9 protein-coding genes, 1 tRNA gene and 4 rRNA genes are annotated in these 16,079 nt (G+C 39.6%); 4 read left to right on the top strand and 10 right to left on the bottom strand.

The features are described 5' to 3' along the window. The first annotated feature begins 51 nt into the window (after positions 1–51). Positions 52–1,166, top strand: a protein-coding gene (locus tag RHO11_12435; protein WVD61259.1) for an IS3 family transposase whose coding sequence is annotated in 2 segments (ribosomal slippage) — positions 52–301 and positions 301–1,166 — 1,116 coding nt in all. Because the reading frame shifts where the segments join, the coding sequence is not laid out codon by codon here. Positions 1,167–1,424: 258 nt separating this feature from the next. On the opposite strand, the gene rrf (RHO11_12430) is transcribed toward RHO11_12435, so the two are convergent. The 6 genes from rrf (RHO11_12430) to murI all read right to left on the bottom strand — a co-directional run bounded on the left by rrf (RHO11_12430) (position 1,425) and on the right by murI (position 7,941). After that, a 5S ribosomal RNA gene (rrf, locus tag RHO11_12430) occupies positions 1,425–1,539 on the bottom strand. A gap of 190 nt (positions 1,540–1,729) precedes the next feature. Next, a 5S ribosomal RNA gene (gene rrf, locus RHO11_12425) occupies positions 1,730–1,844 on the bottom strand. 84 nt (positions 1,845–1,928) lie between these two features. Then, positions 1,929–4,830, bottom strand: a 23S ribosomal RNA gene (locus RHO11_12420). 217 nt (positions 4,831–5,047) lie between these two features. Continuing rightward, positions 5,048–5,123: transfer RNA gene (locus RHO11_12415), tRNA-Glu, on the bottom strand. 58 nt (positions 5,124–5,181) lie between these two features. After that, positions 5,182–6,719: ribosomal RNA gene (locus RHO11_12410) — 16S ribosomal RNA — on the bottom strand. The 16S, 23S and 5S rRNA genes sit together here with 1 tRNA gene alongside, the layout of an rRNA operon. A 394-nt stretch (positions 6,720–7,113) precedes the next feature. Beyond that, positions 7,114–7,941 (bottom strand): glutamate racemase, encoded by an 828-nt coding sequence (murI, locus tag RHO11_12405; GenBank protein WVD61258.1) that lies wholly within the window; start codon positions 7,939–7,941, stop codon positions 7,114–7,116. A 219-nt stretch (positions 7,942–8,160) separates the two neighbouring features. Here murI and metK point away from each other — a divergent pair, with 219 nt between their 5' ends. The 3 genes from metK to can all read left to right on the top strand — a co-directional run bounded on the left by metK (position 8,161) and on the right by can (position 10,743). Beyond that, on the top strand, positions 8,161–9,315 hold the full coding sequence (gene metK / locus RHO11_12400; GenBank protein ID WVD61257.1) for a methionine adenosyltransferase: 1,155 nt from the start codon (positions 8,161–8,163) through the stop codon (positions 9,313–9,315). A 46-nt stretch (positions 9,316–9,361) separates the two neighbouring features. Next, positions 9,362–9,871 (top strand): SprT family zinc-dependent metalloprotease, encoded by a 510-nt coding sequence (locus tag RHO11_12395; GenBank protein ID WVD61256.1) that lies wholly within the window; start codon positions 9,362–9,364, stop codon positions 9,869–9,871. 197 nt (positions 9,872–10,068) lie between these two features. Beyond that, complete coding sequence (can, locus tag RHO11_12390) at positions 10,069–10,743, top strand: carbonate dehydratase (protein WVD61255.1); 675 nt, start codon at positions 10,069–10,071, stop codon at positions 10,741–10,743. Positions 10,744–10,827: 84 nt separating this feature from the next. Here can and nrdG read toward each other — a convergent pair whose 3' ends face one another. The 4 genes from nrdG to hemB all read right to left on the bottom strand — a co-directional run bounded on the left by nrdG (position 10,828) and on the right by hemB (position 15,948). Then, positions 10,828–11,298 carry an anaerobic ribonucleoside-triphosphate reductase-activating protein gene (nrdG, locus tag RHO11_12385; protein ID WVD61254.1) on the bottom strand — a complete coding sequence of 157 codons (471 nt, stop codon included), beginning with the start codon at positions 11,296–11,298 and terminating at the stop codon, positions 10,828–10,830. A 120-nt stretch (positions 11,299–11,418) separates the two neighbouring features. Beyond that, positions 11,419–13,554, bottom strand: a complete 2,136-nt coding sequence (gene nrdD, locus RHO11_12380) for an anaerobic ribonucleoside-triphosphate reductase (protein ID WVD61253.1) — start codon at positions 13,552–13,554, stop codon at positions 11,419–11,421. A 202-nt stretch (positions 13,555–13,756) separates the two neighbouring features. Next, positions 13,757–14,776: a DUF481 domain-containing protein gene (locus RHO11_12375; protein WVD61252.1), complete on the bottom strand. Its 1,020-nt coding sequence runs from the start codon at positions 14,774–14,776 to the stop codon at positions 13,757–13,759. Between the two features lie 161 nt (positions 14,777–14,937). Beyond that, positions 14,938–15,948, bottom strand: a complete 1,011-nt coding sequence (hemB, locus tag RHO11_12370; GenBank protein ID WVD61251.1) for a porphobilinogen synthase — start codon at positions 15,946–15,948, stop codon at positions 14,938–14,940. Between the last annotated feature and the right edge of the window lie 131 nt (positions 15,949–16,079).

Below are 16,079 nucleotides of genomic sequence, written 5' to 3'. Positions count from 1 at the left end.
AATAGAAGTCAAAAGTAGAATTTTCTCTTACTATAATGTTCGGAGAAAAACATGAAAAAAACAACGTTTACAGACAATCAAATACTCAATATATTAAAACAAGCCGAAAATGGTATTCCCGTACCCGAGTTATGCCCAGAGCATGGAATGGCAAATTCAACATTCTATAAATGGCGAGCCAAATACGGTGGCATGGATACATCGCTAATGGCTAGAATGAAAGAACTAGAAGATGAAAATCGTCGACTCAAAAAAATGTATGCAGAAGAAAGGCTTAAAGCCGAAGTCATACAGGAAGCCATGACAAAAAAGTGGTGAAGGCTTCTGAGCGAAAAATGTTAGCGAAAGAGGTCGTCAAACAAAATAGAATGGCTGTTTCACAAGCATGTCGAACATTTTGTGTGAGTGAAACCTGCTATCGTTATGAGCCGATATTAATAAGCGAAAACCAAATCATTGCTGCTCATTTAATTGAATTAACAGAGCAACAACGAAATTGGGGATTTGGCTTGTGTTTTTTATATTTACGCAATGTAAAAGGTTATACATGGAATCATAAGCGAGTTTATCGCATTTACTGCGAACTATCACTTAACTTACGTATCAAGCCTCATAAGCGTTTAAAAAGAGAAAAGCCAGAGCCTTTAGCGGTTCCTCAAAACATTAACGAATGTTGGTCAATGGATTTTATGCATGACCAGTTAGCCGATGGTAGGTGTTGCCGCTTATTCAATGTCATTGATGATTTTAACCGAGAAGGCTTAACGATTGACGTTGATTTTTCGTTGCCAGCAGAGCGTGTCATTAGGTCATTAAATCAAATTATTGAATGGCGAGGAAAACCAAAATCGATTCGCTGTGATAATGGGCCCGAATATATCAGCCATCTTTTAGCGAGTTGGGCTAAAAAGCACAAAATAACATTATGCTTTATCCAGCCGGGTAATCCTCAGCAAAATGCCTATATTGAACGTTTTAATCGCACGGTTCGTTATGATTGGCTAAGTCATTATATTTACAACGAGATTAGTGAATTACAAGGTAAAGCAACGGATTGGTTATGGACATATAATCATGAAAGACCTAATATGGGAATTGGTGGGATCACACCGATGCAAAAACTTAAATTAATACAACAGCAAAATTCTACGCCTAACTTCCATTAAAAATGGGAGGATTACCTAATCTCTGGCATATCATTAGCTTTTCTATACAATCCTTTTTCACATCTAAAAAATGACTATCCAATGAGTAACTTATTCTATTTCTATAACCAAAAGCGATAATATTAGTTTAACGATAGCTCTATCAATATCAAATTATTTGTAACACTGAAAAAACGTATATTGACTACTACAATAATCTATAACCTGTATTTTATATACAAAAAAACCCGCATTAAGCGGGTTCTACTTGATTAAATAGTCTGACGGTGACCTACTCTCACATGGGGGGACCCCACACTACCATCGGCTTCACGGCGTTTCACTTCTGAGTTCGGCATGGATCAGGTGGTTCCACCACAACATCGCCGTCAGGCATAACTCTGTCTCGCTTCTTTAATAACTATATTAATAACTATAACAAGCGATAATACTTTTTAAATTAACGTTATCTAATCATAACGTTACTAAAATATACAATTAAAATTAGTTAGTATTTCTAACTTAATATTAAATTTTTGGCAACAAAAAACCCGAACGTAGTCGGGTTTCTGTTTTATTTAATAGTCTGGCGGTGACCTACTCTCACATGGGGGGACCCCACACTACCATCGGCTTCACGGCGTTTCACTTCTGAGTTCGGCATGGATCAGGTGGGTCCACCGCAACATCGCCGCCAGACATAACTCTGTCTCGCTTTCTAACAACTAGAACAAGCTTTTTCTCTCAACTCGCGATTTTAAATCCAAAACAACTCTAAGTTGTAAGGTTAAGACTCTCGGTTCATTAGTATCAGTTAGCTCAATGTATCGCTACACTTACACACCTGACCTATCTACGTCCTAGTCTCGAACGGACCTTACAAACATATAGTCTGGGAAAACTCATCTCAAGGCTAGTTTCGTGCTTAGATGCTTTCAGCACTTATCTATTCCGCACGTAGCTACCGGGCAATGCAATTGGCATCACAACCCGAACACCAGCGGTGCGTTCACTTCGGTCCTCTCGTACTAGAAGCAAACCCTCTCAATTTTCCTACGCCCATGGCAGATAGGGACCGAACTGTCTCACGACGTTCTAAACCCAGCTCGCGTACCACTTTAAACGGCGAACAGCCGTACCCTTGGGACCTACTTCAGCCCCAGGATGTGATGAGCCGACATCGAGGTGCCAAACACCGCCGTCGATATGAACTCTTGGGCGGTATCAGCCTGTTATCCCCGGAGTACCTTTTATCCGTTGAGCGATGGCCCTTCCATTCAGAACCACCGGATCACTATGACCTACTTTCGTACCTGCTCGAGCCGTCACTCTCGCAGTCAAGCTAGCTTATGCCATTGCACTAACCTCCTGATGTCCGACCAGGATTAGCTAACCTTCGTGCTCCTCCGTTACTCTTTGGGAGGAGACCGCCCCAGTCAAACTACCCACCAGACAGTGTCCGCAAGCCCGATTCAGGGCCCTACGTTAGAACATCAAACATTAAAGGGTGGTATTTCAAGGTCGACTCCATGCAAACTAGCGTCCACACTTCTTCGTCTCCCACCTATCCTACACATTAAGGCTCAATGTTCACTGTCAAGCTATAGTAAAGGTTCACGGGGTCTTTCCGTCTTGCCACGGGTACACCGCATCTTCACGGCAAATTCAATTTCACTGAGTCTCGGGTGGAGACAGCCTGGCCATCATTACGCCATTCGTGCAGGTCGGAACTTACCCGACAAGGAATTTCGCTACCTTAGGACCGTTATAGTTACGGCCGCCGTTTACTGGGGCTTCGATCAAGAGCTTCTCCTTACGGATAACCCCATCAATTAACCTTCCAGCACCGGGCAGGCGTCACACCGTATACGTCCACTTTCGTGTTTGCACAGTGCTGTGTTTTTATTAAACAGTTGCAGCCAGCTGGTATCTTCGACTGACTTCACCTACGTCCGCGTGGGATTTCAATTACCATCAGCGTGCCTTCTCCCGAAGTTACGGCACCATTTTGCCTAGTTCCTTCACCCGAGTTCTCTCAAGCGCCTGAGTATTCTCTACCTGACCACCTGTGTCGGTTTCGGGTACGATTGCATGTAACCTGAAGCTTAGAGGCTTTTCCTGGAAGCAGGGCATCAATTACTTCAGCACCTTAGTGCCTCGTCATCGCATCTCAGAGTTTTAGTGACCGGATTTGCCTAATCACACCCCTACTTGCTTAACCCGGGCTCCTTGCGGACCTATCCCGGTAAACCTAGCCTTCTCCGTCACCCCATCGCAGTCACATCCAGTACGGGAATATTAACCCGTTTCCCATTAGCTACGCATCTCTGCCTCGCCTTAGGGGTCGACTCACCCTGCCCCGATTAACGTTGGACAGGAACCCTTGGTCTTCCGGCGTGCGGGCTTTTCACCCGCATTATCGTTACTTATGTCAGCATTCGCACTTCTGATACCTCCAGCATCCCTCACAAGACACCTTCTACGGCTTACAGAACGCTCCCCTACCCAATATGTTATTTACACACTGCCGCAGCTTCGGTGCATAGTTTTAGCCCCGTTACATCTTCCGCGCAGGCCGACTCGACTAGTGAGCTATTACGCTTTCTTTAAATGATGGCTGCTTCTAAGCCAACATCCTAGCTGTCTAAGCCTTCCCACTTCGTTTCCCACTTAACTATGACTTTGGGACCTTAGCTGGCGGTCTGGGTTGTTTCCCTCTTCACGACGAACGTTAGCACCCGCCGTGTGTCTCCCATGCTCAACTTGTCAGTATTCGGAGTTTGCATCGGGTTGGTAAGCCGGGATGGCCCCCTAGCCGAAACAGTGCTCTACCCCCAACAGTTATACATGAGGCGCTACCTAAATAGCTTTCGGGGAGAACCAGCTATCTCCCGGTTTGATTGGCCTTTCACCCCCAGCCACAGGTCATCCGCTAATTTTTCAACATTAGTCGGTTCGGTCCTCCAGTTAGTGTTAACCAACCTTCAACCTGCCCATGGCTAGATCACCGGGTTTCGGGTCTATACCCTGCAACTTAACGCCCAGTTAAGACTCGGTTTCCCTTCGGCTCCCCTATTCGGTTAACCTTGCTACAGAATATAAGTCGCTGACCCATTATACAAAAGGTACGCAGTCACACCATAAAGATGCTCCCACTGATTGTACGTACACGGTTTCAGGTTCTATTTCACTCCCCTCGCCGGGGTTCTTTTCGCCTTTCCTTCACAGTACTAGTTCACTATCGGTCAATCAGGAGTATTTAGCCTTGGAGGATGGTCCCCCCATATTCAGACAGGATACCACGTGTCCCGCCCTACTCTTCAAGCTTCCACTTCATGCATATTCATGTACGGGACTATCACCCTCTATCGTGTACCTTTCCAGATACTTCCATTTACACATCAAGCTACCCGCTTTGGGCTCCTCCCATTTCGCTCGCCGCTACTTTGGGAATCTCGGTTGATTTCTTTTCCTCGGGGTACTGAGATGTTTCAGTTCTCCCGGTTCGCCTCATTAATCTATTTTATTCAACTAATGATAGTGCATTATTGCACTGGGTTTCCCCATTCGGACATCGACGGCTATAACGCTCTTTACCAGCTCACCGTCGCTTTTCGCAGATTAACACGTCCTTCTTCGCCTCTGATTGCCTAGGCATCCACCGTGTACGCTTAATTTCTTAACCTTACAACTTACAGTTGTCTTGGCTTTTTCAATTTCGCTTGTTTTTTTCTCTTTCTATTTCAACATCAACGTGAAATCATTCACATCAACGCCTCCATAAAACGAGAACTCGTTTCTTTTCAGCTTGTTCCATTTTGTTAAAGAGCTATATTAATCAATGCACTAATTAGTACACTTATCAATATATTATTCGTTGCATTCAATCATCCGTCTTTAAATGGCGTCCCCTAGGGGATTCGAACCCCTGTTACCGCCGTGAAAGGGCGATGTCCTAGGCCTCTAGACGAAGGGGACTAAATGATCTTTTACAACTTCAAACAAACAATCTATGTGAACACTGTCAGGAACTTCGTAAGGAGGTGATCCAACCGCAGGTTCCCCTACGGTTACCTTGTTACGACTTCACCCCAGTCATGAATCACACCGTGGTAAACGCCCTCCTTTCGGTTAAGCTATCTACTTCTGGTGCAACCCACTCCCATGGTGTGACGGGCGGTGTGTACAAGGCCCGGGAACGTATTCACCGTGACATTCTGATTCACGATTACTAGCGATTCCGACTTCATGGAGTCGAGTTGCAGACTCCAATCCGGACTTAGACGTACTTTAGGAGGTCCGCTCCAGATCGCTCCTTCGCTTCCCTTTGTATACGCCATTGTAGCACGTGTGTAGCCCTGGTCGTAAGGGCCATGATGACTTGACGTCGTCCCCACCTTCCTCCGCTTTATCAACGGCAGTCTCCTTTGAGTTCCCGGCCAAACCGCTGGCAACAAAGGATAAGGGTTGCGCTCGTTGCGGGACTTAACCCAACATTTCACAACACGAGCTGACGACAGCCATGCAGCACCTGTCTCATAGCTCCCGAAGGCACTCTCTCATCTCTGAAAGATTCTATGGATGTCAAGACCAGGTAAGGTTCTTCGCGTTGCATCGAATTAAACCACATGCTCCACCGCTTGTGCGGGCCCCCGTCAATTCATTTGAGTTTTAACCTTGCGGCCGTACTCCCCAGGCGGTCGATTTAACGCGTTAGCTCCGGAGCCCAAGGGACATGCCCCCAAACTCCAAATCGACATCGTTTACAGCGTGGACTACCAGGGTATCTAATCCTGTTTGCTCCCCACGCTTTCGCATCTCAGCGTCAGTATCTGTCCAGAAGGCCGCCTTCGCCACCGGTATTCCTCCACATCTCTACGCATTTCACCGCTACACGTGGAATTCTACCTTCCTCTACAATACTCTAGACGACCAGTTTTAAATGCAATTCCCAAGTTGAGCTCGGGGATTTCACACCTAACTTAATCATCCGCCTACATGCCCTTTACGCCCAGTCATTCCGATTAACGCTCGCACCCTCCGTATTACCGCGGCTGCTGGCACGGAGTTAGCCGGTGCTTCTTCTGTAATTAACGTCAATTACTTGGCCTATTAGACCAAGTACCTTCCTCATCACCGAAAGTACTTTACAACCCTAAGGCCTTCTTCATACACGCGGCATGGCTGCATCAGGGTTCCCCCCATTGTGCAATATTCCCCACTGCTGCCTCCCGTAGGAGTCTGGACCGTGTCTCAGTTCCAGTGTGGCTGGTCATCCTCTCAGACCAGCTAGAGATCGTCGCCTAGGTGAGCCATTACCCCACCTACTAGCTAATCCCATATGGGTTCATCAAATGGCATGTGGCCCGAAAGTCCCACACTTTGGTCTCGCGACATTATACGGTATTAGCAGTCGTTTCCAACTGTTGTCCCATTCCATTCGGCAGATCCCCATACATTACTCACCCGTCCGCCACTCGTCATCAGGTGCAAGCACCCATGTTACCGTTCGACTTGCATGTGTTAAGCCTGCCGCCAGCGTTCAATCTGAGCCATGATCAAACTCTTCAATTTAAAGTTTGATGCTCAATAACTGTTTCTGACATATTCAAATGAATCTTCAGTGTCACTTATTAAGACTTGATTTTTTTAAGTCCGTAGACTTTAATTTCTTTGTCCTAACAGTGCCCACACAGATTGTCTGTTCTTAATTTTTAAAGAGCTGACAGCGTTTCGTTTTGCTGTCTCAAGGGTTGCGTATACTACGCTTTCCTTTTTAATCTGTCAATAACTTTTTTCATCCTTTTTTTCAAATTCTGAAAATCGTTTCAACCGATTCACTAACTTTTCCAACTTAACCAACCGCCTTGCTTTAAGGCTTTGCGTTACGTCAGTGGATGCGCATTATAGACATCTTCTCGTTTAGATCAAGCTAAAAAATGCAATTTTCAACTCAACTGAATAACCTTTAATCACACAAAATACTAATTGATTGATATTTATTGAAATTATATTTAGATAAAATTGGAATGATTTTCTCGACACTTTCATTATATTGCGTGCTACAGACTAAATGATCAGCTTTTTCTGCTGGCTGACTAATATTAGTCAGCTCAAAATTGCACTGTTCTAATAAATTATATACTCGTGTAGCGATAGCATAACCAGAATCTATAAAAGTAGCTAAAGGAAAAGTTTTAGCTAACTCAGGTTTAATAAAAGGATAATGAGTACAACCTAACACAATAGTGTCAGGAATAACATTCAACGTTAACCATGGCTGCATTAATAAAGTAAGCTGTTGCTGATTAACCGCAATACCCTGTAATTTTTGCTCAGCAATCAACGCTAACTCTGATAAACCTAATAATTCTATATTATAGCCTTGAGCGAATTCATTAATTAAATTACGTGTATATTCCCGTTGTACTGTTGCTTTAGTGGCGAGTAAACCTATACATTTATTCTTAGTTACTTTAGTTGCTGGTTTAATCGCAGGTACAACACCGACAATTGGAATTTGCAAAGACTCTCGTAATGAAGGTAAGCAGATAGTACTAGCTGTATTACATGCAATAACAATAATATCGATAGAAAATAGAGAGATTGCTTTATGAATAACGGATTTTACCCGTCCAATCAAATAATCTATTGATTTATCACCATAAGGAAAAGCTTCATTATCAAATAAATAGATATAATTAGCATTTGGTATTTTTTGACGGATTTCGTCATAAACAGATATCCCACCAATACCAGAATCAAATACTAATATATTAGGTGCTCGATTTATCATAACCCCTTCATTACCTGTGACATAATCTTAAAGTGATATGCCATATGCTAGGGTAAATTAAATTTTATGCAAGATGACTAGAAAATATTTTCACGATAATTGAGCTTGCTGAACTAGATTTTTATCAATTTGTTGATTAGAATAGACGTCTAGATGGTAAAACTGCTAAATAGATATGAATCTCAGTTTAACGCTTATTTGAATATAAAGGTATTAATTATGTCAGAATTTCTCTTCACTTCAGAATCTGTTTCTGAAGGACACCCAGATAAAATAGCGGATCAAATCTCCGATGCAGTCCTTGATGCAATTTTAAAACAAGATCCTAAAGCACGAGTTGCTTGTGAAACTTATGTTAAAACAGGTATGGCATTAGTTGGTGGTGAAATTACCACGTCAGCTTGGGTTGATATTGAAGAATTAACTAGACAAACCATTAAAAATATTGGTTATACCAGTTCAGAAATGGGATTCGATGCAAATTCATGTGCGGTACTTAATGCAATTGGTAAACAATCATCGGACATCAACCAAGGTGTTGATAGAAGCGATCCTTTTGCACAAGGTGCAGGAGATCAAGGTATTATGTTTGGTTATGCAACTAATGAAATGCCTAATTTAATGCCAGCAGCTATTACTTATGCTCATGAGTTAATGAAAAAACAAGCTACTGTTAGAAAAAATGGAACACTTCCTTGGTTAAGACCAGATGCTAAAAGCCAAATTACACTTATTTATGAAGATAATAAAATTAAAGGTGTAGATGCCGTTGTGTTATCCACACAACATGCTGAAGATATTAGCCATTCAGCATTACAAGAAGCCATCATGGAAGAGATTATAAAACCAATATTACCCGCAGAATGGTTAACATCTCGTACTAAATATTTTATCAACCCAACGGGTAGATTTGTTATCGGCGGACCAATGGGTGATTGTGGTTTAACAGGTAGAAAAATTATCGTTGATACTTATGGTGGTGCAGCTCATCATGGTGGCGGTGCATTTTCAGGTAAAGATCCATCTAAAGTGGATCGCTCAGCCGCTTATGCAGCAAGATACGTAGCAAAAAATATTGTAGCGGCAGGACTTGCTGATAAATGTGAGTTACAAATATCTTATGCTATTGGTGTTGCAGAACCTACTTCGATTTATGTTAATACTTTTGGTACAGAAAAAGTCTCACATGATAAAATCATTGCATTAGTCAAACAACATTTTGATCTGCGTCCTTATGGCTTAATTCAAATGTTAGATCTAATTCAACCGATCTATCAACAAACAGCGACATATGGTCATTTTGGTCGAGATATTTTCCCTTGGGAAAAAACGGACAAAGCCGAACTATTACGTGATGCAGCCAATCTAAAATAATTAAGACCTTTCTTCACGGAATCTTTCCGTGAAGAAACTTTCTATAATGAATAATTCAAGAGTCCCCATTTTATTACATAACAAAGTGATGAGCTGTTTACGATCACACTTATTAATAGCAAATCAATTCTTTCATTGCACGTTTGATGAACCACAAATCTTCTATCGTCAAAAAGGGAGCATTGCTGGCTGTGCATTATTAAATAAGTGGCAAATTCAGATCAATCTTAATATGCTTTTAGAGAATAGTGATGATTTTATTAATGAAGTCATTCCTCATGAATTAGCACACCTCATTACTTATAAACAATTTGGACGTGTAAAACCGCATGGTAAAGAGTGGCAATCAGTTATGACTCAAGTTTTTCGACTTGACGCGAAACGAACTCACTCCTTTTCATTACCCAAACCTACCCAACAAAATCGCTATCATTATCATTGCCAGTGTCAAGAACATCTATTAACTAAAATAAGACATAATAAAATCCAACATAAACAGATCCAATATTGCTGTAAGCGTTGTGGTGAAGTTTTAAAGCAAATTTCTTCATCATAAAACGCAGCCTATTTATACTTATTGTCCTAGCTATTTTTATACTACAATCATAGTTTACAGCAATAATTTAACGAAAATTTAGGCAAATCTAGCTAAAGATAAGTAATACCGATTCCTTCAATTAAGGATTCAATCTACATTGATATTTAGATTGACAATCAGTAAACTAGATCTCTAATTAATGAAAGAGTCCCATTATGAAAAAGATTTCTGACCTGATTGCACGCAACCATGCGTGGTCTCAAAAAGTTGCTCAAGAAGACCCTGAGTTTTTTAAAGGCCTTGCAATAGCTCAAAACCCTAAGTTTTTATGGATTGGTTGTTCTGATAGTCGAGTTCCGGCCGAAAGATTAGCTGAATTACAACCAGGTGAATTATTTGTACACCGTAATGTAGCCAACCTTGTGATTCATACAGATCTAAACTGTTTATCAGTGGTTCAATATGCTATTGATGTGCTAGGTATTGAAGATATTATCATTTGTGGCCACTTAGATTGCGGTGGAATTCGAGCAGCAGTAGAGAATCCGGATCTTGGTTTAATTAATAACTGGTTACTACATATTAGAGATATTTGGTTCCGCTACAGTTCCTTACTTGGTGAATTCCCTGCCGAAAAAAGAATGGATATTTTGTGTGAATTAAATGTAATTGAACAAGTTTACAACTTAGGACATTCCACTATTTTGCAATCAGCATGGCAGCGTGGACAGAAAGTAAATATCCATGGTTGGGTCTATGGAATTGATAATGGTCGAATTACAGATTTAAAAATTAGCTCGTCAAGTAGAGAAAACTTAGAAATTCACTATCGAGAAGCGATTTCGAATCTACTAAATCAACATGATTTATATGCAGAAAATAAAATCTAATATAAATTATCGAATCTAACTCATATTATGAAAAAACGATAAGAAATATTCTTACAGTATCAAGGCTTAACCTTGTCAGTAAGCTTATTTCTTATGTAACTGATGAACAATTTGATTACTACTACCCCGCCACAGCAGTTTAGGATCAGCTAATTCCTGAATAAACTTACCATCAATAAGTACGTCAATATAGGGTAAAACTGCTTGTTGAGTCACCGTTAACTCAGCTAATTTATATCCGGTCCATAACCAAATATCTTTATTATCACATTCAGTTTTTACCCGTTTTACTAATTTTAAGATCGCAGGTACATTTTGGGGATGTAATGGATCACCACCAGAGAGCGATAATCCCTGACGTCGAATTTCAGGATCTTGTAGATCTTTAATAATCAGATCTTCTAATTCTTGAGTAAAAGGTAAACCTGAATCCAGCGACCACGTACTTTTATTATAACAACCACGGCATTGGTGCACACAACCTGCAACAAATAAAGTACATCTTGTTCCAACACCGTTGACGACATCAACCGGATAATAACGATGATAATTCATAATAATAACCAGCTTTCACAAAATAGTGATAGATATTCTAAAATAGTAGTTAACCCTAAAAAAATATAACCGCTAAAGTTTAGTTTTCTAAAGCGGCATAATTATAAGATAGTTACAATGTTAACCGATTTGTCCGTTATCCAAGTGTTTAACACGGCGCTTAACTTCTTCCTGTTTTCCTGCATTAAATGGTCTTGAATCAGGACTACCCAAATAGCCACAAACTCGTCGGATAACCGATACTTTAGCCGAATCATGATTACCGCAACTAGGACAAGCAAATCCTTTACTGGTACAAGAAAATTCACCAGCATAACCACATTCATAGCATTCATCAATCGGTGTATTAGTACCATAATAAGGTACTCGGCTATAACTATAATCCCATACATCCTCTAATGCTTGAACATTATTAATCATATTAGGATATTCGCCATAACAAATAAATCCACCATTTGCCAGTTCAGGATACGGTTTCTCAAACTCGATTTTTTCATATGGATTAACTTTTTTCTCAACATCCAAATGGAAGCTATTTGTATAGTAACCTTTATCCGTCACCCCAGGAATTACACCAAATTCAGCGGTATCTAAACGACAAAATCTGTCACATAAATTTTCGCTAGGAGTGCTATACAAGCTAAAACCGTATCCAGTCTCTTTTTTCCACTGTTCAACCGCTTCGCGCAACTTAGCGACAATCTCAACGCCTTTTTGACGTAACTCTTCACTATCAAATGGATGGACTTTATTACCAAATAAGGCATTTAATGTTTCATGTAAACCAATATAACCTAAAGAGATTGATGCGCGACCATTTTTAAAAATCTCAGCAACATTATCATCTTCTTTTAACCGTACGCCACAAGCCCCTTCCATATATAAAATTGGAGCGACTCGAGCTTTCACACCTTCAAGTCTAGCAATTCGGGTCATTAGCGCCCTTTTACATAACTCTAAGCGACTAGTCAACAGCTGCCAAAATTTTGCTTCATCACCTTTCGCTTCAATGGCAATACGTGGTAGATTAAGACTAATAACACCAATGTTATTTCTACCATCATGAATTTGTTGACCCTCTTCTTCGTAAACACCCAGAAAACTACGGCATCCCATCGGTGTTTTAAACGAACCAGTCACTTCGACGACCTTATCATAATTTAAAATATCAGGGTACATTCGTTTAGAAGCACACTCTAACGCCAATTGCTTAATATCGTAATTGATATCTCCAGCCTTATGATTAATACCATCTTTGATTGCAAACACTAATTTAGGGAATACCGCTGTTTTATGATTTTTACCCAATCCCTGAATTCGAACTTGCAAAATGGATTGTTGAATTAATCTTGATTCCCAGCTAGTACCTAATCCGAAACCAAAGGTTACAAATGGAGTTTGTCCATTAGCGGTATGTAAAGTATTCACTTCATACTCTAATGATTGAAATGCGTCATAACACTCTTTTGCCGTACGATTTTGAGCATAGTTAGCCGCATCTGGAATATTCCATTCTTCAGCAATTTTTTTATGTTTTTCAAAACTAAGAGTAACAAATTTTGCAAGAATTTCATCAATACGATTAATGGTTGTACCACCATAAATATGGCTGGCAACTTGCGCAATGATTTGTGCTGTTACCGCTGTTGCTGTCGCAATTGATTTTGGAGGCTCAATCTCAGCATTACCCATTTTAAAGCCTTTTGTTAACATGCCATTTAGATCAATTAGCATACAGTTAAACATAGGGAAAAATGGTGAGTAATCAAGATCATGATAATGAATTTGGCCAATATCATGAGCTCGAGAAATCTCTTTCGGTAATAGATATTGCTTAGCATAATGGCGAGCAACAATCCCCGCTAATAAATCTCGTTGAGTTGGGATAACTTTACTATCTTTATTCGCATTCTCATTGAGTATTGCAACATTACTTTGTTCAATCAGTCCTTTGATATCTTGATTTAAACGACTACGCTCTTCTCTGGCACGATCGCGATCATGACGATATTCGATATACTTACGCGCTAATTTTTTATAAGGACCGGCCATTAGTTGATTTTCGACCGAGTTTTGAATCTCGTTAATATCAACAACTTCACGATCAGTCATCTGGTTAGTTACAACTCGAGCTACTGATATACAATAATCAGTATCATTAACATTCGCAGCTACAGCTGCTTTTAAAATAGCATCACGAATTCGGCCTTCATTAAAAGCAGTCTGGCACCCATCACGTTTAAGTACTACTGGCATTATCTATTCCTCGACGGTAAAAACTATATATTGATATTTTTTTGAGATTATACACTATATGCTGTGTTTTTCTACTTGATATATTCAGCGCATTAAATTGATAGGAAAAAGCTTTTTAGTTATTCTAATAAAAAAATAATTACTCAAGATAAATAGAAAAAAGAGCATTGATTAAATGCTCTTTTTTTATGATAGACCGTATTTACCAATTAACACCAACACCGATATTATAGTTGGTGTTACTCGAATCACCATCCTTCGTTGTGCTTTTGTCTCTTGTTAAACTCGTGTTAATGGATAGCCAATCAGTTAAACGATAAGCTAAGCCCGCTGTTGCCGATAAATCTAAATCAACATCATTATTAAAACTTCGACCAATTTCACCGGTTGTAAAAAATTTTAATGACTTCCCTGCAAAAAATTGATAATAATTCCATTTTACAGATCCCAATGGATGTACAGAATCATTGCCATCTCGATAATCAATTTTTTGGTAACTAATTAAACCTGTAAACGATAAAGCAGATAATTCATTTTCCCAAACTTGCCAACCAGGTCCAGTACCGACACTTGTCTTGGTTTTGATATCTTCAATCCAATCATGCTTATACTGTACGTTACCTTGCCAAAAGAAAGATGGTGTAAAAAATCGGTCTACATCATATTGGGTCGTATAGTAATAGTTACTAGTATCCTGATCATCTTTAGCTCTGAATACGGCAGCTTTAACGCCATGTCGCCACAAATCATACTTGGCAGTCATATTACCATTTAATGAATACTGTTCAGACTTAGATGACCCCTTATTATAATAGGCTCCAGCATTAAGAGAGCCATTAACAATGACGTCGCTACCAACCAATGATGACTGTTTATCATTTGTAATAGTAAGATCATCACTAATGGATATCGTTTGAGTTTGATCGCCTTTTACCAAAATAATCTTATTATCCTGAGCCGTTTTAATTGCATCAGCATATTGTGGCTCTGAAAATAGGCCTTGTTTGATTCTTACGGACTCATCAATAGAAAATGTTGCAATTTTACTACTATTGACGGTAATGACACCGCTATATTCAGTTTCAATTAATACTTTATCATCGTCAACAAGCTTAATTTTTCCTGACAAATTATCACCATTTTTTAAGTGAATAGTATCACCCCAACAGAAAAAAGATGTACACAAACTAATAATTGCAGTAGTAAATAGCTTATATTGCATATAATGAACCCCTATATATTGATAATAATAATACCGTATCAAGTTAACTCGAAAGGTTCAAATCTATTTTATCTATGAATTATATAGAGGGATAAAGACCATATCGTACTAATGAGATAAAAATGTGTATCTCTTAAGTAGAAAGAGATACACAAAATAAGTTATTTGGCGGAATTGAGCTGCTGTGCAATCTGTTTAGCGAAATAAGTTAATACGCCATCGGCTCCTGCACGTTTAAAACATAATAATGACTCCATAATAGCCGACTCTTGCAACCAACCATTATTAATCGCAGCCATTAACATCGCATATTCACCAGATACTTGATAAGCAAAGGTTGGTACAGCGAATGTATCTTTTACCTGCCGCAAAATATCGAGATAAGGCATACCAGGTTTTACCATTACCATATCAGCGCCCTCTTGCAGATCTTGATACACTTCTTGCAATGCTTCATTACTATTAGCAGGATCAAGTTGATACGTTTTTTTATTGCCACTCTTAATATTAGATGCAGATCCAACCGCATCTCGGAACGGACCATAAAAACTAGAAGCATATTTTGCTGAATATGCCATTATTTGAGTATTCACAAAATTTTTATTCTCTAGTTCAGTACGAATTGCCCCAATACGCCCATCCATCATATCGCTAGGAGCAATAATATCAACACCAGCTTCAGCTTGCGCCATTGCCTGTTTCATTAATGTTTTAACTGTAATATCATTTTGTACATAACCATTATCATCAATAATACCATCTTGACCATGTACAGTATAAGGATCCAGTGCAACATCAGTTAAAATACCAAGCTCTGGGATCTCTTTTTTTAGTGCTCGCACAGCTCTTACAACTAAACCATTTTCGTTATATGCTTCTTCAGCTAATAATGATTTTTTATTACTTTCTATTGCAGGGAAAAGTGATAACACAGGAATACCTAACTTAGCAACCTGCTCTGCCTCTTTCAATAGAACATCGATACTCATACGATTAACATTAGGCATTGATGCTACTGGTTGTGTAATATTATTACCTTCAACAATAAATACAGGATAAATAAGATCATTTACAGTTAACTGATTTTCCGCAACTAATCGACGACTAAAATCATGTGCACGTAGACGACGCAATCTTCTTTCAGGAAACTGACTGGCAATAATTGGCGACATAAATAATAACTCCTAGTTTTTATCAAACATCTATTTCTCTATACTATTATCGGACTGTAATTGATCATAATCAAATATATTTAGCCAAATAAATAAGCTTATACAATAAATATTATAAAATGCTTTACAAA

This window comes from Orbaceae bacterium BiB, assembly GCA_036251205.1.
Lineage (GTDB): Bacteria > Pseudomonadota > Gammaproteobacteria > Enterobacterales > Orbaceae > Orbus > Orbus mooreae.
Note: the sequence above shows the minus strand (reverse complement) of the source record. Positions and strands in the feature narration are given on the sequence as shown.